The 20,244-nt window shown below is 70.8% G+C and carries 19 protein-coding genes; 4 read left to right on the top strand and 15 right to left on the bottom strand.

What is annotated here, in order from left to right; translation table 11 throughout:
- The first annotated feature begins 43 nt into the window (after window positions 1-43).
- The gene (locus ACWGE1_RS03205) at window positions 44-625 is read left to right on the top strand and encodes a cysteine hydrolase family protein (protein ID WP_453418842.1); all 582 of its coding nucleotides are present in this window, start codon (window positions 44-46) and stop codon (window positions 623-625) included.
- 222 nt (window positions 626-847) lie between these two features.
- On the opposite strand, the gene ACWGE1_RS03200 is transcribed toward ACWGE1_RS03205, so the two are convergent.
- Window positions 848-1,996, bottom strand: a complete 1,149-nt coding sequence (locus ACWGE1_RS03200) for a glycerate kinase (protein ID WP_453418841.1) — start codon at window positions 1,994-1,996, stop codon at window positions 848-850.
- Window positions 1,997-2,379: 383 nt separating this feature from the next.
- On the opposite strand from ACWGE1_RS03200, the gene ACWGE1_RS03195 reads away from it, so the two are divergent.
- Window positions 2,380-2,880 carry an NUDIX domain-containing protein gene (locus tag ACWGE1_RS03195; RefSeq protein WP_453418840.1) on the top strand — a complete coding sequence of 167 codons (501 nt, stop codon included), beginning with the start codon at window positions 2,380-2,382 and terminating at the stop codon, window positions 2,878-2,880.
- A 35-nt stretch (window positions 2,881-2,915) separates the two neighbouring features.
- Entirely contained in the window at window positions 2,916-3,344 is a 429-nt protein-coding gene (locus ACWGE1_RS03190) for a hypothetical protein (RefSeq protein WP_453418839.1), read from the top strand.
- 10 nt (window positions 3,345-3,354) lie between these two features.
- On the opposite strand, the gene ACWGE1_RS03185 is transcribed toward ACWGE1_RS03190, so the two are convergent.
- The 12 genes from ACWGE1_RS03185 to ACWGE1_RS03130 all read right to left on the bottom strand — a co-directional run bounded on the left by ACWGE1_RS03185 (window position 3,355) and on the right by ACWGE1_RS03130 (window position 17,172).
- Window positions 3,355-3,744: an SHOCT domain-containing protein gene (locus ACWGE1_RS03185; protein ID WP_453418838.1), complete on the bottom strand. Its 390-nt coding sequence runs from the start codon at window positions 3,742-3,744 to the stop codon at window positions 3,355-3,357.
- A gap of 87 nt (window positions 3,745-3,831) precedes the next feature.
- Complete coding sequence (locus ACWGE1_RS03180; protein WP_453418837.1) at window positions 3,832-4,341, bottom strand: methylated-DNA--[protein]-cysteine S-methyltransferase; 510 nt, start codon at window positions 4,339-4,341, stop codon at window positions 3,832-3,834.
- A 12-nt stretch (window positions 4,342-4,353) separates the two neighbouring features.
- Window positions 4,354-5,838 (bottom strand): AlkA N-terminal domain-containing protein, encoded by a 1,485-nt coding sequence (locus tag ACWGE1_RS03175; protein ID WP_453418836.1) that lies wholly within the window; start codon window positions 5,836-5,838, stop codon window positions 4,354-4,356.
- A gap of 316 nt (window positions 5,839-6,154) precedes the next feature.
- Entirely contained in the window at window positions 6,155-7,015 is an 861-nt protein-coding gene (gene pssA, locus ACWGE1_RS03170) for a CDP-diacylglycerol--serine O-phosphatidyltransferase (RefSeq protein ID WP_383193602.1), read from the bottom strand.
- Window positions 7,002-7,658 carry a phosphatidylserine decarboxylase gene (locus tag ACWGE1_RS03165; protein WP_030010161.1) on the bottom strand — a complete coding sequence of 219 codons (657 nt, stop codon included), beginning with the start codon at window positions 7,656-7,658 and terminating at the stop codon, window positions 7,002-7,004. Before ACWGE1_RS03165 ends, pssA begins: the two co-directional genes overlap by 14 nt.
- Before the next feature lie 186 nt (window positions 7,659-7,844).
- A complete protein-coding gene (locus ACWGE1_RS03160) occupies window positions 7,845-9,050 on the bottom strand; it encodes an acyl-CoA dehydrogenase family protein (protein WP_189967951.1) in 1,206 nt (401 codons plus the stop codon).
- Window positions 9,051-9,052: 2 nt separating this feature from the next.
- Complete coding sequence (locus tag ACWGE1_RS03155; protein WP_030010163.1) at window positions 9,053-9,565, bottom strand: MaoC family dehydratase; 513 nt, start codon at window positions 9,563-9,565, stop codon at window positions 9,053-9,055.
- Between the two features lie 5 nt (window positions 9,566-9,570).
- Window positions 9,571-10,545, bottom strand: a complete 975-nt coding sequence (locus ACWGE1_RS03150; protein ID WP_249768874.1) for an HpcH/HpaI aldolase/citrate lyase family protein — start codon at window positions 10,543-10,545, stop codon at window positions 9,571-9,573.
- Window positions 10,542-12,623, bottom strand: coding sequence for a protein meaA (locus ACWGE1_RS03145; protein WP_453418835.1), 2,082 nt, complete (start codon window positions 12,621-12,623; stop codon window positions 10,542-10,544). Before ACWGE1_RS03145 ends, ACWGE1_RS03150 begins: the two co-directional genes overlap by 4 nt.
- A 31-nt stretch (window positions 12,624-12,654) precedes the next feature.
- The gene (ccrA, locus tag ACWGE1_RS03140) at window positions 12,655-13,992 is read right to left on the bottom strand and encodes a crotonyl-CoA carboxylase/reductase (protein ID WP_453418834.1); all 1,338 of its coding nucleotides are present in this window, start codon (window positions 13,990-13,992) and stop codon (window positions 12,655-12,657) included.
- 404 nt (window positions 13,993-14,396) lie between these two features.
- Entirely contained in the window at window positions 14,397-15,209 is an 813-nt protein-coding gene (locus ACWGE1_RS03135; protein ID WP_453418833.1) for a TetR family transcriptional regulator, read from the bottom strand.
- Window positions 15,210-15,372: 163 nt separating this feature from the next.
- A complete protein-coding gene (locus ACWGE1_RS03130; protein WP_453418832.1) occupies window positions 15,373-17,172 on the bottom strand; it encodes a 3-hydroxyacyl-CoA dehydrogenase family protein in 1,800 nt (599 codons plus the stop codon).
- Between the two features lie 395 nt (window positions 17,173-17,567).
- On the opposite strand from ACWGE1_RS03130, the gene ACWGE1_RS03125 reads away from it, so the two are divergent.
- Entirely contained in the window at window positions 17,568-18,119 is a 552-nt protein-coding gene (locus ACWGE1_RS03125) for a HEAT repeat domain-containing protein (protein WP_453418831.1), read from the top strand.
- A 68-nt stretch (window positions 18,120-18,187) separates the two neighbouring features.
- Here ACWGE1_RS03125 and ACWGE1_RS03120 read toward each other — a convergent pair whose 3' ends face one another.
- Window positions 18,188-18,625: a RidA family protein gene (locus ACWGE1_RS03120; RefSeq protein WP_453418830.1), complete on the bottom strand. Its 438-nt coding sequence runs from the start codon at window positions 18,623-18,625 to the stop codon at window positions 18,188-18,190.
- Window positions 18,626-18,637: 12 nt separating this feature from the next.
- Window positions 18,638-20,218: an alpha/beta hydrolase gene (locus tag ACWGE1_RS03115; RefSeq protein ID WP_453418829.1), complete on the bottom strand. Its 1,581-nt coding sequence runs from the start codon at window positions 20,216-20,218 to the stop codon at window positions 18,638-18,640.
- Between the last annotated feature and the right edge of the window lie 26 nt (window positions 20,219-20,244).

Here is a 20,244-nt window from a genome sequence, read left to right as displayed (position 1 = left end):
GCGGCCGCTGTCGGGCCCGCGGCCCGGCGGACAGCATGGAGCCATGACAACGACCGCGATCGAGATCGCCCCCAACAGTGCCCTGCTGGTCATCGACGTACAGAAGGGCTTCGACGAGGAGTCCTTCTGGGGGCCCCGCAACAATCCGGCGGCGGAGGACAACATCGCGGCGCTGATGGATGCCTGGCAGGCGGCCGGCCGCCCGGTGGTCCTGGTCCGGCACGCCTCCGTGCAGCCCGGCTCCGTGCTCGCCGCCGACCACCCCGGCCACGCCTTCAAGGACCTGGTCGAGAAGCGGAGCCAGGGGGCCCTGGTGATCACCAAGACCGTGAACTCGTCCTTCTACGGCACCCCGGACCTGGCCGACTGGCTGACGGCCCAGGGCATCGGCCAGCTGGTGCTGGTCGGCATCCAGACCAACATGTGCGTCGAGACCACGGCCCGCATGGCGGGGAACCTGGGCTACGACGTGCTCGTCCCGCTCGACGCCACCCACACCTTCGACCTCGCCGGACCGGCGGGACTCGCCCTGACGGCGGACGAGCTCGCCACCGCCACCGCGGTGAACCTCCAGGGCGGCGGCTTCGCCCGCGTGGTCACCACGGCCGACCTCCTGCCGGCGTAGCCGTCTCGGCCTCGCCGGCGTTCGAGGCGCGGGGTCCGGGACGGCTCCGCCGGGCACCGCGCTCGGCCCGGACCCCTCCCCCGGCTACCGCTGGGGGGTGCCCCCTGCTCAAGCGCCGGGGAGGCCGGGTCGGCGAGGCAGGGTCGGGTCGGCGGAGCCGGAAAGGCTGAGGGCCCCGCCCCCGGGACAAGGGGGTCGGGGCCCTCGAAGGAGGCGGCCGCGTCAGAGGACGTCGGCGGCGATGTTCGCGGCGACCTGCTCCAGCAGGGGGCCCGCGCCCGGGATGGACTTGGCCGGGTCGGGCTCCAGGTCCGTGAGCGGGTAGGCCTTGCGGATGCCGGCCCCCTCCAGGGCCTCCTGGGTCAGCAGCAGCCGACCGCAGACCGCCACCACCGGCTTGCCCGCGGCCCGCGCCGCGGCCGCGACGCCCGCGGGTGCCTTGCCGTGCAGGGTCTGCTCGTCCAGGGAGCCCTCACCGGTGATGACCAGCGTGGCCCGCTCCAGCGCGGGGGCGAAGCCCAGCACCTCCAGCATCAGCTCGATGCCGGGACGGAACGTCGCACCGAGCAGCAGGGCTCCGTAGCCGATGCCTCCCGCGCCACCCGCACCCGGGAGCACCGCGCACTCGGCGGCCTTCGTGCCGATCGACTTCTCCAGCACCACCGCGAAGTGCGCCAGCGCCGCGTCGAGCGTCGCCACGTCCTCGGGCGACGCCCCCTTCTGCGGGCCGTAGACCGCGGCGCAGCCCTTCGGGCCGGTCAGCGGGTTGTCCACGTCGCTCGCGAGGACGAACTCCACCTCCGCGAAGCGCGCGTCGACGCCGGACAGGTCGGCCGAGGCCAGCTCGGCCAGCGCGCCGCCGCCCGGACCGACCGGTTCGCCGTTCGCATCCAGGAACACCGCGCCGAGCGCGGCCAGCATGCCGGCTCCGCCGTCGGTGGTGGCGCTGCCGCCCACGCCGAAGACGATCGTGCGCGCGCCCGCGTCCAGCGCGGCCTTGAGGAGCTCGCCCGAGCCGTACGTGGTCGCGGTCAGCGCGGCGAAGGTGCCCGCCGGCAGCAGCTGCAGCCCGGAGGCCTCCGCCATCTCGACCACCGCGGTGCCCCCGCGCAGCGCGAAAGCGGCCGTGACCTGGTCACCGAGGGGTCCGGTGACCCGTACCTCCCGGCGTTCGAAACCGGCCGCCACCGCTGCCGCGACCGTTCCGTCGCCGCCGTCCGCGACGGGGAGGGTCTCGATCTCCACGTCCGGTACGGCCCTGCGGAGGCCGGCCGTGACCCGTTCCGCGACCTGCACGGCCGTGAGCGAGCCCTTGAATTTGTCCGCGGCGATGAGCACGCGCGCGGTCTCAGTTACTGCTCCGTCCGTCACCTTGCTATTCCCTTGCTATCGAACAGTGCAGTCGCGCCGCCATGAGCTTATCCGGAGGATCCTCCTATGCCCATGAGTGGCCTGGGCCACACGCGGCGCGGCATGCCCCTAAATAGGGATATACGCCTGCATAGTGGGGCCCAATGAGCGCGGAATCACTGGATCAGCCACGTCCGGACACCCCCGAGGGGGATCCGACGGCCCCGCGGACGGCGCGCCCGCCGGCTGTTCGTGATCGCTGCCGACGTCTTCCTCGTCATGGAGGCCATCACCGAACAGGAGACGGCACGCCGCCCGCGGCTGCGGCGCGTCGCGGAGTCCAGGGGGCGGGACCGCGGGACGGGTCCGGCGGTTCCGACGCCCGATCTCGGTAGGGTGGCCCGGTGACCACCACGGATGACTTCGCCACGTACATCGCGAGCCTGCCCCGGGTGCTGGCCGGCGCGGCCGCCCTCTACCGGGACTCCGAGGGCAGGGTGCTGCTCGTCGAGCCCAACTACCGTGAGGGCTGGGCCCTGCCGGGCGGCACCATCGAGTCGGACCAGGGCGAGTCGCCGCGCACCGCCGCCCGGCGCGAGAGCGCCGAGGAGATCGGCCTCGACCTGCCCCTCGGCCGTCTCCTCGCCGTCGACTGGTCGCTGGGCGGCGGCCGCCCGCCGCTGGTCGCGTACGTCTACGACGGCGGCGTACTGAACGGGGCGCAACTCGCCTCGATCGTGCTCCAGGAGGAGGAACTGATCTCCTGGCGGCTGGTCGAACCCGGTGAACTCACCGCCCACCTGCCCGGATCGCTGGGGCGGCGCACCCAAGAGGCTTACCGGGTCGTGCAGTCGGGCGAGGGCACCGTGGAGCTGGAGAACGGCCGGCGCCCGGACGCTCCGTAACACCGCGCTTACTTCGACCAGGACAGAATCAACAGATGATCACGATGTACGCCTGGCCCAGCACGGCCGACGGGCCCGACGCCCTTCCCATGGTGCACTTCACCACCGACCAGCAGGCCGGTGGTGAAGTGACGGAGGAAGGGACCCCTGTCTGGTTGTTCGACACCGCGATACGCGAGGGCGGCTGGGCGCAGTTCACCGATTTCGAGGGCTGGTCCGCTCCGGCCGCCGGCTGGCAGGCCTTCTACCGCCGTGAGGACGACCTCCTCGCCGTCACCGGACCCGGCTCCTGCGAGGGCTGGTACCGGGGCAACCTCGGCGCCGACCCCGACTGGGTGGCGGCGGCCACCACCCAGCAGAGCGTGGTCCTGCTCGCCGCCCCGGTCCAGCACCCCTCGCTGTACGCCTACGCCGTCGAGGCGGGAGCCGCCTTCGCGCTGCTCGTCCCGCTCCTCGTGGTCTGACCCCGCGGGGTCAGGCCAGGAGTTTGGCCTTGGCGCGGTCGAATTCCTCCTGGGTGATGTCGCCCTTGTCCTTGAGCGCGGAGAGCTTGTGCAGCTCGTCCGCCGCACCGCCGCCGGAGCCGGCCGTCTTCTGGACGTACTCCTTGAAGGCGGCCTCGTTCTCCTGGACCTGCTTGAGGTCCCGCTCGCCCATGCTCCTGCCCCGGGCGATGAGGTAGACGAACACGCCCAGGAAGGGCAGCAGGAGGACGAAGATCAGCCATCCTGCCTTCCCCCAGCCGCCGAGGCTGTGGTCACGGAAGATATCCGTGATGATCTTGAAGAGCAGGAAGAACCACATGATCCACAGGAACAGGTACAGCATCGTCCAGAAGATGTTGAGAAGCGGATAGTCGTCCATGCCCGACTCCGATCATGTAGCGGTATCTCATTCATACAACCGCTTCGTGAGGTCCGCATGCGGAGTGGGCGGCGGTAGGAAGGGCGCTCAGGCCCCGTCTCCGGACTCGAAGGCCAGCAGTCGCACCTTGCGGTCGACGCCGCCGCCGTAACCCGTCATCCCGCCCGACGCGCCGATCACCCGATGACACGGCACGATGATGCCGACCGGGTTCTTCCCGTTCGCCAGGCCCACCGCGCGCGAGGCGTTGGGCTTGCCCAGCCTGGCCGCGAGCTCCCCGTACGACCACGTCTCGCCGTAGGGGATCCGTACGAGCTGGTCCCAGACGCTGCGCTGGAAATCGGTGCCCTCCAGACGCAGCGGGAGGTCGAACTCGGTGAGCTCCCCGGCGAAGTACGCGCCCAGCTGGCGCACCACTTCGGGGAAGGGCTCCTCGTCGGCGGCCACCCGCTCCCCGAAGGACTCCTCGGCCGGCCGGTGGCGCTGCCCGCTCATGTAGAGGCCGCTGAGGACCCCGTCCGTGGCGACCAGTGTCAGCGGGCCGTAGGGGCTGTCGACGACGGTGTGCCGCTTGCTGCTGTTCATCGTGGATCGCATCGCCGGTACTCCTCAGACGGGCAGGTGGTTGATGGCGTGGGTGTCCGTGGCCCACAGGTACTGGACGGCGTACGCCCGCCAGGGCCGCCACCCGGCCGCCCGCGCGGTCAGGGCCGAGGGGGTGGAGGGCAGTCCGAGCCCCTGCGCCGCCCGCCGGACCCCCAGATCGGACGGCAGGAACGCGTCCGGATCGCCGAGCGCCCGCATCGCGATCACCTCGGTGGTCCACGGACCGAAGCCGGGCAGCGCCGAGAGCTGCGCCCGCGTCGCCTCCCAGTCACTGTCGAAGCCGAGCGGCAGCGAACCGTCGGCGAGCGCCCCGACCAGGGTGGTGAGGGTGGCGCGCCGGCTGCGCGGCAGGGCCAGCGCCTCCGGATCCAGCCCGGCGAGCGCCTGCGGCGAGGGGAAGAGGTGGGTCAGCCCGCCGAGCGGGTCCTCGACGGACTCGCCGTGCGCGGTGACCAGCCGACCCGCGTGCGTGCGCGCCGCCGCGGTGGAGACCTGCTGGCCCAGCACCGCCCGTACGGCGAACTCCGCCGCGTCGACCGTACGGGGGACCCGGCGCCCGGGGGCCCTGTCCACGAGCGGGGCCAGCAGCGGGTCGGAGCGCAGCTGCTCGTCGACCGCCTCCGGGTCGGCGTCCAGGTCCAGCATCCAGCGGCAGCGGCTGATGGCGATCGTGAGGTCGCGCAGGTCGGTCAGGGCGAGCCGGCAGCCGATGTGGTCGGACTGCGGGGTCAGGGCGACCACACCGGTGCCGTGGGGCAGGCGCAGGGTGCGGCGGTAGGCGCCGTCGCGCCATTCCTCGACGCCGGGGACGGCCGTCGCGGCGAGGTGCCCGAAGAGGTTGTCGGGGTTCAGGGGGGCCCGGAACGGCAGCCGCAGGCTGATCGTCCCGGGGATCCGGGGCGGGGCGTGCTTGTTGCGGCTGGCCTTCACGGCCCGCTCCCGCAGCGCGCTCGGGGACAGGGCGAAGACCTCGCGGACCGTGTCGTTGAAGGTCCGGATGGAGGAGAACCCGGCGGCGAAGGCCACGTCGCCCATCGGGAGCTCGGAGGTCTCGATGAGCAGCCGGGCGGTCTGGGCGCGCTGGGCCCGGGCCAGGGCGAGGGGGCCGGCTCCGAGCTCGGCGTTCAGCTGCCGTTCCACCTGGCGGGTGGAGTAGCCCAGCCGGGTGGCCAGGCCCGGCACCCCCTCCCGGTCCACCACCCCGTCCTGGATCAGCCGCATCGCGCGTGCGACGGCGTCGGCCCGGGCGTTCCACTCGGGCGAGCCGGGGCTCGTATCGGGCCGGCACCGCTTGCAGGCCCGGAACCCGGCCTGCTGGCAGGCGGCGGCGCTGGGCAGGAAGGTCATGTTCTCGACCTTCGGCGGCACGGCGGGGCAGCTGGGCCGGCAGTAGATCCGGGTGGTCAGGACCGCGGTGAAGAACCAGCCGTCGAATCGGGCGTCCTTCGACTGCACGGCCCTTACGCAGCGCTCGGTGTCGGTGTGCATGGCTCCAGGATCCGGGGCGCGATCCACGACGGCTGGCGGTTTTCCGACATCAAGGCTACGCGGGGGCCGGGCGGGGCCGGGCGGGGTGGGGGCGGGGCCGGGTCCGGCGGCGGGGCGGGGGCCGTCCGGGGTAGGCATGATTTATGGCCCCCGGGCGGAGTGCGACAGGGCTCGGGAGTGAGGGCCACAAATCACGTTTTACACCCCGGACACTCCCCGCCCCGCCGCCGACCCCGGCCCCTGCCTCCGCGGCTTCCGCCCCCGCACAGCAGAAGGCCCCGGATGCCATCGGCATCCGGGGCCTTCTCCGGTACAGCTAGCGCAGCGTCGCGGCGCGGGCTTCGCGGCGGTTGTGCCGGAAGGTGTTGGCCTTCCGGGTCGTCGCGAACAGCGGAATGGTCGCCGCCATCGCGATCTGCAGGGCGCAGCCGGTCTGGAGCAGCAGCTGACCGCCCGGGGCGTCGAACGCCCAGGCCGCCAGCAGCCCCATCGCGCTGATGATCCAGCAGAGCATCGCCACCGCGAGGACACCCCGCGGCTTGGGGTACTCGACCCGGCTCACCATCAGCCAGGCCACCCCGATGATCGCCAGCAGCGTCGGGATGAACGGCAGCTCCAGCAGCACGATCGAGACGACCGTCAGCGCGCCGAAGGGGCTCGGCATGCCCTGGAACATGCCGTCCTTCATCGTCACGCAGCTGAATCTCGCAAGCCGGAGCACCACGGCGAGCAGCACGACGATCGCGGCCAGCGCCGACATCTTCTGGTGCGCGTCGACGGCGACCATGCCGTAGACGAGCACGAAGTAGGCCGGAGCGAGGCCGAAGCTGATCAGGTCGGACAGGTTGTCCAGCTCGGCACCCATCGGCGAGCTGCGCAGCTTGCGGGCCACGATGCCGTCGAAGAGGTCGAAGACCGCGGCGAGCAGCATCAGTATCACTGCCGTCGCGGCGCTGTTACGGGCCATGCCCGATTCGCCACTGCCGGTGAGGTGCGGAATGAGGATCCCGGTGGTGGTGAAGTACACCGCCATGAATCCGCACGTCGCGTTGCCGAGGGTGAGGGTGTCCGCTATCGACAGCCGCAGCGAGAGCGGCATGTCGTCCTCGGCGGACTCCTCCTCGGCAGGTTCGGGAACCCAGCCTGCGGCCGGAGTCTCAGGGTCAGTCACGGTCAATTCGTGTCACCCCCGCGGTGGTGGCCTGACCGACCTCGACCGCGACCTCGACGCCCTCCGGGAGGTAGATGTCGACGCGGGAGCCGAAGCGGATCAGACCGATGCGCTCGCCCTGCTCGACCTTGGTGCCGGCCGGCAGGTACGGGACGATGCGGCGGGCGACGGCGCCGGCGATCTGCACCATCTCGATGTCGCCGAGCTCGGTGTCGAAGTGCCAGACAACGCGTTCGTTGTTCTCGCTCTCCTTGTTGAACGCCGGGACGAATCCGCCGGGGATGTGCTCCACGGACGTCACCGTGCCCGCGAGGGGCGCGCGGTTGACGTGGACGTTCAGCGGGCTCATGAAGATCGCGACCCGGGTCCGTCCGTCCTTCCACGGCATGATGCTCTGCACCACACCGTCGGCGGGCGAGATGACACGGCCCTGAGCGATCTCACGCTCGGGGTCGCGGAAGAACCACAGCATGCCCGCGGCGAGCGCGGTGGCGGGCACGGCCGCCGCGGCCCAGCGTCCGGACTTGCGGGCCCGGGTGAGGCTGAGCGCCGCGGTGGCGACGGTCGGCAGAAGCCACGGCGATGCTCCGCGCGCGAGGCGTACGCCAAGGAGGCTGTCGCGAGGTGCAGAGGTTTGGCTGTGGGGCATGGATGACCTTCGTAGCGGGTGATTGCCGCGCCGCAAACAGGGGGACGGGACGGCGGCTTTACTGGAATGCTATCGGTTGCACGCAACAACTGGGCAAGCCAGAAGCCGAGTCGATGACCGTCAGCCAGTCACTGCCAGTGATCCTTTCGCAACGAACCTATGGACGATTCGCTGTAAAAGGGACTTTCAGCCCTGGAGTCGGTACTCCTCGAGCAGGCGTCGCCCGATGATCATTTTCTGGATCTCGGCGGTACCTTCACCGATCAGCAGCATCGGGGCCTCCCGGTAGAGACGCTCGATCTCGTACTCCTTCGAGAATCCGTATCCGCCGTGGATACGGAAGGCGTCCTCGACGACCTCCTTGCAGTATTCGGAGGCGAGGTACTTCGCCATCCCTGCTTCGAGGTCGTTTCGTTCCCCAGAGTCCTTTTTGCGTGCTGCATTCACCATCATCGCATGGGCGGCTTCGACCTTGGTAGCCATCTCGGCCAGCTTGAACTGAATCGCCTGGTGTTCCGCGATCGGCTTGCCGAAAGTGTGACGTTGCTGGGCATAGGAGACACCCAGTTCGAAAGCACGCTGAGCGACGCCGCAGCCACGCGCCGCCACGTTGACGCGGCCGACCTCGACCCCGTCCATCATTTGGTAAAACCCTCGGCCGGTCTGGCCGCCGAGGACCCGATTGGCCGGAATGCGCAGTCCGTCCATGATGAGCTCGGTCGTGTCGACGCCCTTGTAGCCCATCTTGTCGATCTTGCCGGGGATGGTCAGGCCGGGACGCACCTCACCGAAGCCGGGCTCCTTCTCGACGAGGAAGGTCGTCATCGACTTGTGCGGCGCGGTGCCCTCCGGGTGTCCTTCGTCACTCCGGACGAGAACGGCCACCAGGGTCGAGCTGCCACCGTTCGTCAGCCACATCTTCTGGCCGTTCAGGACGTACTCGTCGCCGTCCTTCACCGCCTTGGAACTGATGGCGGACACATCGGAGCCCAGCGCCGGCTCGGACATCGAGAAGGCGCCGCGCACCTCGCCCAGGGCCATGCGGGGCAGGAAGTGGTCCTTCTGCTCCTGCGTGCCGTGCTGCTTGAGCATGTACGCCACGATGAAGTGCGTGTTGATGATGCCCGAGACGGACATCCAGCCGCGGGCGATCTCCTCGACGCACAGGGCGTAGGTGAGGAGCGACTCACCCAGGCCGCCGTACTCCTCCGGGATCATCAGGCCGAAGAGGCCGAGCTCCTTGAGGCCGTCGACGATCTGCTGCGGGTACTCGTCACGGTGTTCGAGCTCGGTCGCGACCGGGATGATCTCCTTGTCGACGAACTCCCGGACGGTCTTGAGGATCTCCCGCTGGACGTCGGTCAGCCCGGCGGTCTGGGCGAGTCGGGCCATGGCTACTTCCCCTGTTCCTTCAGCGTGGGGCGGCCGGGCTGCTCGCCGCCGCGCTCCTTGATGTACGTCTCGGTCGGGACCATCACCTTGCGCCGGAAGACGCAGACGAGGGTGCCGTCCTGCTTGTAGCCCTTGGTCTCCACGTAGACGATGCCGCGGTCGTTCTTCGACTTCGACGGGGTCTTGTCGAGGACCGTGGTCTCGCCGTAGATCGTGTCGCCGTGGAAGGTCGGCGCCACGTGCCGCAGGGACTCGATCTCCAGGTTGGCGATGGCCTTCCCGGAGACGTCCGGCACGGACATGCCGAGCAGCAGCGAGTAGATGTAGTTGCCCACGACCACGTTCTTGCCGAAGTCGGTGGTGTTCTCGGCGTAATTGCTGTCCATGTGGAGCGGGTGGTGGTTCATGGTCAGCAGACAGAAGAGGTGGTCGTCGTACTCGGTGACCGTCTTCCCGGGCCAGTGCTTGTAGACCGCCCCGACCTCGAACTCTTCGTACGTGCGTCCGAACTGCATGGGTCTCAGGCCTCCGGGATCTCGAACTTGCTGGTGCGCTGCATGCCCGCGGCGCGGCCCTTGCCCGCGATGACCAGGGCCATCTTGCGGCTGGCCTCGTCGATCATCTCGTCGCCGAGCATCGCGGAGCCCTTCTTGCCGCCGGCCTCCGAGGTGCACCAGTCGTACGCGTCGAGGATCAGCTCGGCGTGGTCGTAGTCCTCCTGCGAGGGGGAGAAGACCTCGTTGGCCGCGTCGACCTGGCCCGGGTGCAGCACCCACTTGCCGTCGAAGCCCAGGGCGGCGGCCCGGCCCGCCACCTCGCGGTAGGCGTCCACGTCGCGGATCTGGAGGAAGGGACCGTCGATCGCCTGGAGGTTGTGCATGCGGGCCGCCATCAGGATCCGCATCAGGATGTAGTGGTAGGCGTCCGCGCCGTAGCCGGGCGGCTGCATGCCCACGACCAGGGACTTCATGTTGATCGAGGCCATGAAGTCGGCCGGGCCGAAGATGATGGTCTCCAGCCGGGGCGAGGCGGCGGCGATCTCGTCGACGTTCACCAGGCCCTTGGCGTTCTCGATCTGCGCCTCGATGCCGATCTTGCCGACCTCGAAGCCCATGGTCTTCTCGATCTGGGTCAGCAGGAGGTCGAGCGCCACGACCTGCTGGGCGTCCTGGACCTTCGGCAGCATGATGCAGTCGAGGTTCTGGCCGGCGCCCTCCACCACCGTGATGACGTCACGGTAGGTCCAGTGCGTGGTCCAGTCGTTGACGCGCACGACGCGGGTCTTGCCGGTCCAGTCGCCGTTGTTCAGCGCGTCCACGATCGTGTGGCGGGCGCCTTCCTTGGCGAGCGGCGCGCAGGCGTCCTCCAGGTCCAGGAAGACCTGGTCGGCCGGCAGGCCCTGGGCCTTCTCCAGGAACCGCGGGTTCGAGCCGGGCACCGCGAGGCAGGAGCGACGCGGGCGAAGGCGGTTCACCGGGTGGACTGGCGTGGTCATGCGGGGACCTCCGTGCTTGCAACGAGTGCGTTGTCGATGTCGAGGGGGGCGAGCTTGTTGGCCTTGCGGATCTCGTCGACGATACGGCCGATGATCTCCGTGATGCCGAAGTCCTTCGGCGTGAAGACGGCGGCGACACCCGCTGCCTTGAGCGCCACGGCGTCGGCGTTCGGAATGATGCCTCCGACGATGACGGGGATGTCACCCGCCCCCGCCAGCCGCAGCCGTTCCAGGACGTCCGGGACCAGAGCGCTGTGGGAGCCGGACAGGATGGACAGTCCCACGCAGTGCACGTCCTCGGCCAGCGCCGCCGAGGAGATCTCCTCCGGCGTCAGCCTGATGCCCTGGTAGACCACCTCGAATCCGGCGTCGCGGGCCCGGACGGCGATCTGCTCGGCGCCGTTGGAGTGTCCGTCCAGGCCGGGCTTGCCGACCAGCAGGCGCAGCCGGCCCGAGCCGAGCTCGTCGGCGGTGCGGGTCACCTTCTCGCGGACCTCGTGCATCGGCGTACCGGGCTCGGCGGTGACCGCGACCGGGGCCGAGGAGACCCCGGTGGGGGCGCGGAACTCGCCGAACACCTCGCGCAGGGCGCCGGCCCATTCGCCGGTGGTGACACCCGCACGGGCGCACTCCAGCGTGGCCTCCATCAGGTTCTCGGTGCCCGCCGCGGCCTCCTTGAGGCGCTCCAGCGCCTGCTGGGTGGTGGGGAAGACGAACGGGTCGCCGTTCCCCTGGCGGTCCGAGGACTCCTGCCGCTCGGCGCGCCAGCGGCCGATGCGCTCGACGGTCAGCGCCTCCGTTGCCGGGTCGACCGTCATGATGGCGCCGTCCAGGTCGGAGGTGAGGGGGTTCTCCTCGGTCTGCTGGTAGCAGTTGACGCCGACGATCTTGTCCTCGCCGGCCTCGATCCGCGCCCGCCGCTCGGCGTGCGAGGAGACCAGCTCGCCCTTCAGGTACCCGGATTCGACGGCCGCCATGGCGCCGCCCATCTCCTGGATCCGGTCGATCTCGGCCAGGCAGTCGGCGACCAGGGAGTCGACTTTGGCCTCGATGACGTGGGATCCGGCGAAGATGTCCTCGTACTCCAGCAGGTCGCTCTCGTGCGCCAGGACCTGCTGGATGCGCAGCGACCACTGCTGGTCCCAGGGCCGGGGCAGGCCCAGCGCCTCGTTCCAGGCGGGCAGCTGCACGGCGCGGGCGCGGGCGTCCTTGGAGAGGGTGACCGCGAGCATCTCCAGCACGATGCGCTGGACGTTGTTCTCCGGCTGTGCCTCGGTCAGTCCCAGGGAGTTGACCTGGACGCCGTAACGGAAGCGACGCTGCTTCGCGTTCTCGATGCCGTAACGCTCCTGGGTGACCTTGTCCCAGATGCGGCCGAAGGCGCGCATCTTGCACATCTCCTCGATGAAGCGGACGCCCGCGTTCACGAAGAAGGAGATCCGGGCGACGACCTCGCCGAAGCGCTCCTCGGGCACCTGGCCCGAGTCGCGCACCGAGTCGAGGACCGCGATCGCCGTGGACATCGCGTACGAGATCTCCTGGACCGGGGTGGCCCCGGCCTCCTGGAGGTGGTACGAGCAGATGTTGATCGGGTTCCACTTGGGGATGTGGTTGACCGTGTACGCGATCATGTCCGTCGTCAGCCGCAGGGACGGCCCCGGCGGGAAGACGTGCGTCCCGCGCGAGAGGTACTCCTTGACGATGTCGTTCTGGGTGGTGCCCTGGAGCTGGGCGATGTCCGCGCCCTGCTCCTCGGCGGCCACCTGGTAGAGCGCCAGCAGCCACATGGCGGTGGCGTTGATCGTCATCGAGGTGTTCATCTGCTCCAGGGGTATGTCCTGGAACAGCCGCCGCATGTCGCCCAGATGGGAGACCGGGACCCCGACCCGGCCCACCTCGCCGCGGGCGAGGATGTGGTCGGGGTCGTAGCCGGTCTGCGTCGGCAGGTCGAACGCGACCGACAGGCCGGTCTGGCCCTTGGCGAGGTTGCGGCGGTACAGCTCGTTGGACGCCTCGGCCGTGGAGTGGCCGGCGTACGTCCGCATGAGCCACGGACGGTCCTTCTGGCGCTCTGTCATCTCAGGCTGTCCCTTAGGCCTTTGAACGGTCTCAGACGTTGCGGAAGCGGTTGATGGCGTCGAGGTGCTTGGCGCGCATCTCGTGGTCGCGGACGCCCAGGCCCTCCTCGGGGGCCAGCGCGAGGACGCCGACCTTGCCCTGGTGGAGGTTGCGGTGGACGTCGTAGGCGGCCTGGCCGGTCTCCTCCAGGGAGTAGACCTTCGACAGGGTGGGGTGGATCTTGCCCTTGGCGATCAGGCGGTTGGCCTCCCACGCCTCGCGGTAGTTGGCGAAGTGCGAGCCGACGATCCGCTTCAGCGACATCCACAGGTAGCGGTTGTCGTACTGGTGCATGTAGCCCGAGGTCGAGGCGCAGGTGGTGATGGTGCCGCCCTTGCGGGTGACGTACACCGAGGCGCCGAAGGTCTCGCGGCCCGGGTGCTCGAAGACGATGTCGATGTCCTCGCCGCCGGTCAGCTCGCGGATCTTGGAACCGAAGCGCTTCCACTCGCGCGGGTCCTGGGTGTTCTCGTCCTTCCAGAACTTGTAGCCCTCGGCGTTGCGGTCGATGACCGCCGTGGCGCCCATGGACCGGCAGATCTCCGCCTTCTCGGGGCTGGAGACCACGCAGATCGGGTTGGCGCCGCCGGCCAGCGCGAACTGGGTGGCGTAGGAGCCGAGGCCGCCGCTGGCGCCCCAGATCAGGACGTTGTCGCCCTGCTTCATACCGGCGCCGTTCTGGGAGACCAGCTGGCGGTACGCCGTGGAGTTGACCAGGCCGGGGGAGGCGGCCTCCTCCCAGCTCAGGTGGTCGGGCTTCGGCATCAGCTGGTTCGACTTGACCAGGGCGATCTCCGCCAGGCCGCCGAAGTTGGTCTCGAAGCCCCAGATGCGCTGCTCGGGGTCGAGCATCGTGTCGTTGTGGCCGTCGGAGGACTCCAGCTCGACGGACAGACAGTGCGCGACGACCTCGTCGCCCGGGTTCCAGGCGTTGACGCCGGGGCCGGTGCGCAGCACGACGCCCGCGAGGTCGGAACCGATGACGTGGTACGGCAGGTCGTGGCGCTTGGTGAGCTCCGACAGGCGCCCGTAGCGCTCCAGGAAGCTGAAGGTGGAGACCGGCTCGAAGATCGAGGTCCACACGGAGTTGTAGTTGACCGAGGAGGCCATGACGGCCACCAGGGCCTCGCCCGGGCCGAGCTCCGGCACCGGGACGTTGTCCAGGTGGAGGGACTTGCGCGGGTCCTTCTCGCGCGTCGTGAGCCCCGCGAACATCTCCGCCTCGTCCTTGTGCACGGTGATCGCGCGGTACGAGTCGGGCAGCGGCAGGGCCGCGAAGTCCGCGGCGGTGGCGGACTGCGACTGAATCGCGTCCAGGATGTCCTTCACGATGAGCCTCCGGCTAGCGCTGATGAGGGTGCGCTGAGGTAAACGGGGTGCGTGGTGCGGGTGCGGTGTGCCGTCGGTCCGGCTGGTGCTGTGGTGCTGCGCGACGCCCGTGGTGGGGCGTGCGGCGTGCCTGGTGACGCAGGCATCCGGGGCGCGATCCGTGCCGTGTGGGCGTGGGTCGCGGGGACATCCGGACGACTTCAACGTATGGCACCCCGTGTCACCCGGCAAGGCACCGCGTGCCAAAACTTTCTCTCATTTGCCGATTGACCTGCACCGATGAGCGATGATCGATCAGAGTTACCCGCGAGTAGGGGCAAGCCGGACATACGAAAGCGGCCGCTCCCGGATCGGGAGCGGCCGCTGTGACCGGGAGCACCCCGGCGGTGGCCGGGGCGTGAGTGTTACTTGGCGCGCAGTGCCTCTTCGATGGTCCGCATGACCTCGTCCAGAGGGGCGTCGGTACGGGCCACCGCCACCAGCACCTCGCCCTGCGTGCGCACGGCCGCCGGCGCGGCCGGCGCCGGGCTGAGCGTGCGGCCCGCGCCGATGCCCGTACCGAAGGTCTTCCGGACGATCGAGAAGGCGTGGTCCAGCTGCGCCTCCACGTCCCCCTGGCCGCCCGCCCGCAGCCAGCGCCGCAGTACGTGGTTGTGGGCGGTGACCACCGCCGAGGCGGCCACCTCGGCCAGCAGCGGGTCGTCGTTGCCGTCGTGGTGGTCGTGCTCGTCGAAGTGGGCCAGCAGATAGCGGGTGAACAGCCGCTCGTACCGGGCCACCGAGGCGATCTCCCGCTCCCGCAGCGCCGGCACCTCACGGGTCAGCCGGTAGCGCTCCACCGACACCGCCGGGGAGGCGGCGTACATCTTCATGACTTCCTTGATCCCGCGGCACACCGTGTCGAGCGGGTGCTCGTGCGCCGGGGCCACGTCCAGAACGGCCTCGGCGCGGGTCAGGGTGTCGTCGTGGTCCGGGAAGATCGCCTCTTCCTTGGAACGGAAGTGACGGAAGAAGGTCCGGCGCGCCACCCCGGCGGTCGCCGCGATCTCGTCGACCGTCGTCGCCTCGTACCCCTTGGTCGCGAAGAGCTCCATGGCCGCTGCGGCGAGCTCGCGGCGCATTTTGAGCCGCTGCGCGGCCGCCTTGGTGCCGGCCGGACTCTCCGGGGCGTCTGAGGTCGTGGCGGCGCGGGGCGAGTTCTTGGCGGGCTGGGACATAGAGCGAAAGTACTTCATTCGTGCAGGGGAGCGCGCCTGCGGGGGGTGGGAGAGGGGTGGATGCGGGGGAGAGCCCGCACTGGGCTCGTGAGGGTTGGCCCGCCGTGAGGGTCCGGCGGGCCCGAGCAGCCCTCCCCACGCATCCGGCTCGTGGCCCGACGGATTACCGGCGGGCGGCGTACTCACGGAATCCGCGGCCGGTCTTCCGGCCCAGGCAGCCCGCCGCCACCAGGTGCTCCAGCAGCGGGGACGGGGCCAGGCCCGGGTCGCGGAACTCCTTGTGCAGGACCTTCTCGATGGCCAGCGAGACATCGAGGCCGACCACGTCGAGGAGCTCGAAGGGCCCCATCGGGTAGCCGCCGCCCAGCTTCATCGCGGCATCGATCTGGTCGATGTCGGCGTAGTGCTGCTCGACCATCTTGATCGCGTTGTTGAGGTACGGGAACAGCAGCGCGTTCACGATGAAGCCGGCCCGGTCGCCGCAGTCCACCGGGTGCTTGCGGACCTTGACGCAGATCTCGCGGACCGTGGCGTGCACGTCGTCGGCCGTCAGGACGGTCCGGACCACCTCGACCAGCTTCATCGCCGGGGCCGGGTTGAAGAAGTGCATGCCGATCACGTCCTGCGGACGGGAGGTCACGCGGGCGACCGCGATCACCGGCAGCGAGGAGGTGGTGGTGGCCAGCACCGCGCCCGGCTTGCAGACCTTGTCCAGGGTCGCGAACAGCTCCTGCTTGACCGCCAGGTCCTCGGCGACGGCCTCCACGGCCAGGTCCACCTCGGCGAAGGCGTCCAGCGAACCGGCCGCGGTGATGCGGTCCAGGGTCTGCGCGGCGCCCTCCTCGGTCAGGCGGCCCTTGGACACCGCACGGCCCAAGGACTTCCCGATCGCGGCCTTGGCGGCCTCGGCCTTCTCCTGGCTGCGGGCGGCGAGCACCACGTCGTAGCCGGCCTGCGCGAAGACCTGGGCGATGCCGCTCGCCATCGTCCCGGAGCCGGCCACGCCGACCGAGCTGACGGGACGGCCCGCGCCGACCAGGGACCCGTCGGGCGGGGTCTGGAGGTCGCGGACGATCACCGAGCTGCCCGATGCCTCGTACGTGTAGAAGCCGCGGCCGGACTTCTGCCCGGTCAGACCGGCCTCGGCGAGGTGGCCCAGGATCGGGGCCGGGGCGTGCAGGCGGTCGCCGGAGGAGGCGTACATGGCCTCCAGGACGGTGCGGGCGGTGTCCACGCCGATCAGGTCGAGCAGCGCGAGCGGGCCCATGGGCAGGCCGCAGCCGAGCCGCATCGCCGCGTCGATGTCCTCGCGGGAGGCGTACCGCGCCTCGTACATGGCGGCGGCCTGGTTGAGGTAGCCGAAGAGCAGGCCGTCGGCGACGAAGCCGGGCCGGTCACCGACCGGGACGGGCTCCTTGCCGAGCTCGCGGGCCAGTTCGGTGACCGCCTCGACGGCCGGCGGCGCGGTCAGGACGCAGGAGACGATCTCGACCAGCTTCATCGCCGGGGCCGGGTTGAAGAAGTGCAGGCCCAGCACGCGCTCGGGGCGCAGGGACTCGGCGGCCATGCGCGTCACCGACAGGGCGTTGGTGCCGGTGGCCAGGATGGTGTCCGGCCGCACGATCGCGTCGAGCTCGCGGAAAACCTGCTGCTTGATCTCGTACGACTCGGGCACGACCTCGATGACGAGATCGGCCTCGGCGGCGGCGCCCAGGTCGGAGAACGTGCGGAAGCGGGCGAGCACGTCCGCGCGCTCCTGCTCGGTGAGCCGTTCCCGGCTGACGGAGCGCGCGGTGGCCGCGGCGAGGGCGGCCGTCGCCCGGTGGGCGGCGGCCTCGCTGATGTCGATGCCGATGACCTCGCGACCGGCCCGGGCGAGGACCTCGGCGATGCCGGTGCCCATCGTGCCGAGTCCGACGACGGCGATGGTCTGGAGGGCGGGCTGACTGGACTGACGGTCCATCGAGGGACTCCAGTGGAAGAGGGTGACGACTGAGGGGCGCGCGGCGCACAGCGCGCGCGGATGCCGTACGGAAGAGCCGTGCGGTGAAAGGGCCCGGGGTGAGGGGGCCCGAGAGGATGAGCCCGCAGGGAGCAGCTCCCCGGGGCGGAAACGGCGGAACCCTGTCCCGGGGTCTCACCGTGAAGAAACGAACCGACCGGCACGAGGCGGCTGCGTCACCAGGCCGCCCTCGTACGTGTTGCAACGACAGTAACTCGCCGGTAACTGGTCCGCCATAGCTGGGAGATGTGACCTGTACCGCCGAAATGTACCGATCATCGATCATCGATCAACCGGCTGTCGCCGATGTCCCGAAACCCGGCGCGGCGACCGCTGTGTCCACCTAGGGTGGCCGGGTGAACGACGTGCTGGAGCGCCTGCGGGCGGAGGCGGGACCGTCACCCGAGTACGAGGTGCTGCTCGCGGCGGCCCCCGACGCCCTGGCGGCCTCCCTGACCTCCGCCGGACTGCCCCTGTGGGCCCGCGAACTGGCCGCGTACCGGCTCGGCCTCGCGGGAGACCGCCGCGCCTTCGAATCCCTCGTCCTGCTCCTCAACCACCGGGACCCGGCCCGCTGCGCCGCCGCCGCCGAGGCGCTGGCCGTCCTGGACGACCCGCGCACCGCCCGCGCGGCGGCCGCCCTCGCGACCAACGGCCTGCGCACGGCCTACGCCCTGCAGCCCGTGCGCCTGCTCACCGCGCTGCGCGCCCCCGAGTCCGTACCGGCCCTGATGGCCACCCTGGGGCGGCTGCTGTCCCCGCACGACCCGTACTGGCGGGTGGCCCTGGCCTGCGTGGAGGGCCTCGGCGCCCTCGCCGACCCCCGCGCGCGCGACGTACTCGTCCGCGCCCAGTCCCACCCCCGGCTGGCGGTGGCGGCGACGGCGGCGCTGCGCGGTCTGGGCTGACCGCCTCCTGGGGAGTGTCCGCAAAGCAGCGTCGTCCGCCCCGAGCGGACGGGACTTTCCGGACACGCCTAGAGGGTCTCCGGAACGACCGCGAAGGCCTCCACCTCGACCAGGAGTTCGGGCCGGAACAGCGCCGAGACCTGCACCGCCGAGGAGGCCGGGAGGCGGTCCGCCGGGATCACCGCCTCGCGGGCCTCCCGTACGGCCGGGAGGTACCCGATGTCCGTGACGAAGTACGTCAGCTTCACGACGTCGTCGAAGGTGACGCCGGCCGCCGCCAGGCACCGGCGCAGGTTCTCGAACACCTGCCGGGCCTGGGCGGCCGGATCGCCCTCGCCCACGACCCCGCCCCGCTCGTCGAGCGCGCACTGTCCCGACACGGCGACGAACCGGCCCGTGCCCCGGACGACGTGGCTGCAGTGGGCGGCCGGGCCGATCCCCTCCGGCGCCGGGACACGGGTGATGCGGCTGCTGTGCGACGGTGTCGTGGTCAGGGGAACGATCATGCCGGGGAGACGTCAGCCCCGGAAGCCGAGCAGACCGTGCAGGGCCGCGCCGCCCGCCGACGCGGGTACGGCCCGGGTCGCCGTGGTCGGCTTGGGGGCCGCCTGGGCCGGGCAGGTGGCGTCGGATGCCTTGCCCGTCGTCAGGTAGGCCGCGACCTTCTCGTCCAGGCACTTGTTGCCGCTCAGGGCGATGCCGTGGTTGCCGCCGCCCTCCTCCACCAGCAGGGCCGATCCCTTCAGCTTCTCCCGCATGCTGAGCGCGCCCTCGAAAGGCGTCGCCGCGTCCTCCGTGGCCTGGAGCAGCAGCGCGGGTGGGAGGTCCGCGTTGGTCACGTCCGGAGCCCGCAGCGCCTCCGTCGGCCAGAACGCGCACGGGGCGTTGTACCAGGCGTTGTTCCAGGTCATGAACGGTGCCTCGGCGTGGGTGCGCCACATGTCCGCGCGCCACTGGTTCCAGTCCTTGGGCCAGGCCGAGTCCCGGCACTGGACCGCCGTGTAGACGCTGTAGCCGTTGCCCGCGGAGGGCTCCACCGCGCCGAACCGCTCGTAGGCGGCCACCAGCGGCTTCGGGTCCTTGCCCACCGCGTACGCCGCGAAGGCCTCGGCGAGGTTCGGCCAGTATCCGTTGAAGTAGCCGCCGGGCATGAAGGTGTCCTCCAGCTCCGCCGGGCCCACCTTGCCGCCCGCCGGGGTCTCGCGCAGCGCGTCCCGCATCGCGTACCAGCGCTCCTCGACCGCCGCCGGGTCGGTCCCGAGCCGGTAGGTGGCGTCGTACTGGGCGACCCAGGCCAGGAAGGCCTTGTGGCGGGCGTCGAAGGCGTGGTCCTGGGCGAGATTGTCCTCGTACCAGACCCCGCCCGGGTCGACCACGGAGTCCAGCACGAGCCGGTGCACCCGGCCCGGGTGGAGCTTGGCGTACACCGCGCCCAGGTAGGTCCCGTACGAGTAGCCGAAGTAGCTGATCCGCTCGGCGCCGAGGGCGCCGCGCAGCGCCTCGATGTCCCGGGCGGCCGAGACGGTGTCGATGTACGGCAGCACGTCCGCGTGCTTGGAGCCGCAGGACTCGGCGAAGGACCGGACCCGGTCCAGGTTGGCCCGCTCGGTCGCCGCGTCCAGGGGCACGGAGTCCGGCCGGACGGCCTTGAAGTGACCGACCGCGCAGTCCAGGGCGGGCTCGCTCTTGCCGACGCCCCGGGGGTCGAAGCCGATCACGTCGTACTGGGCGGCCACCTCCTTGGGGAGGGCGGAGGCGATGTACCCCGCGAGGCTGCGGCCGCTGCCGCCCGGACCTCCGGGGTTGACCAGCAGCGGGCCCTGGGAGGTGGAGCCGGTGTGGGGGACCCGCGTCAGGGCGAGGGTGATCTGCCGGCCGTCCGGCCGTGCGTGGTCGAGGGGCACCTTGAGGGACGCGCACTGCAGCGTGGGATTGCGCGGGGTGGCGCAGCCGGTCCAGCGCAGCGCGGCCTGCGCGGCCGCGGGACCGGGCGGTGCGGCGGGCGCGGCGGGCGAGGCCAGGACCGGGCTCGCGAGGGCGGCGGCGACGGTGGAGATCGACAGCAGGACAGCGGCGCGCTTCTTCAAGGGGTGGAGCATGGGGCCTCCCAGCCGAGGGTTCTGGG

This window comes from Streptomyces sp. NPDC054932, assembly GCF_053610205.1.
This window is presented reverse-complemented; position numbering and strand designations above follow the sequence as displayed.

Bases quoted from the DNA above. Each gene is read 5' to 3' on its own strand.
- ACWGE1_RS03205 (WP_453418842.1), top strand. From the start codon at position 44: ATGACAACGACCGCGATCGAGATCGCCCCCAACAGTGCCCTGCTGGTC.
- ACWGE1_RS03190 (WP_453418839.1), top strand. From the start codon at position 2,916: ATGATCACGATGTACGCCTGGCCCAGCACGGCCGACGGGCCCGACGCC.
- ACWGE1_RS03185 (WP_453418838.1), bottom strand. From the start codon at position 3,744: ATGGACGACTATCCGCTTCTCAACATCTTCTGGACGATGCTGTACCTG.
- ACWGE1_RS03180 (WP_453418837.1), bottom strand. From the start codon at position 4,341: ATGCGATCCACGATGAACAGCAGCAAGCGGCACACCGTCGTCGACAGC.
- ACWGE1_RS03175 (WP_453418836.1), bottom strand. From the start codon at position 5,838: ATGCACACCGACACCGAGCGCTGCGTAAGGGCCGTGCAGTCGAAGGAC.
- ACWGE1_RS03165 (WP_030010161.1), bottom strand. From the start codon at position 7,658: ATGCCCCACAGCCAAACCTCTGCACCTCGCGACAGCCTCCTTGGCGTA.
- ACWGE1_RS03160 (WP_189967951.1), bottom strand. From the start codon at position 9,050: ATGGCCCGACTCGCCCAGACCGCCGGGCTGACCGACGTCCAGCGGGAG.
- ACWGE1_RS03155 (WP_030010163.1), bottom strand. From the start codon at position 9,565: ATGCAGTTCGGACGCACGTACGAAGAGTTCGAGGTCGGGGCGGTCTAC.
- ACWGE1_RS03150 (WP_249768874.1), bottom strand. From the start codon at position 10,545: ATGACCACGCCAGTCCACCCGGTGAACCGCCTTCGCCCGCGTCGCTCC.
- ACWGE1_RS03145 (WP_453418835.1), bottom strand. From the start codon at position 12,623: ATGACAGAGCGCCAGAAGGACCGTCCGTGGCTCATGCGGACGTACGCC.
- ACWGE1_RS03135 (WP_453418833.1), bottom strand. From the start codon at position 15,209: ATGTCCCAGCCCGCCAAGAACTCGCCCCGCGCCGCCACGACCTCAGAC.
- ACWGE1_RS03130 (WP_453418832.1), bottom strand. From the start codon at position 17,172: ATGGACCGTCAGTCCAGTCAGCCCGCCCTCCAGACCATCGCCGTCGTC.
- ACWGE1_RS03120 (WP_453418830.1), bottom strand. From the start codon at position 18,625: ATGATCGTTCCCCTGACCACGACACCGTCGCACAGCAGCCGCATCACC.
- ACWGE1_RS03115 (WP_453418829.1), bottom strand. From the start codon at position 20,218: ATGCTCCACCCCTTGAAGAAGCGCGCCGCTGTCCTGCTGTCGATCTCC.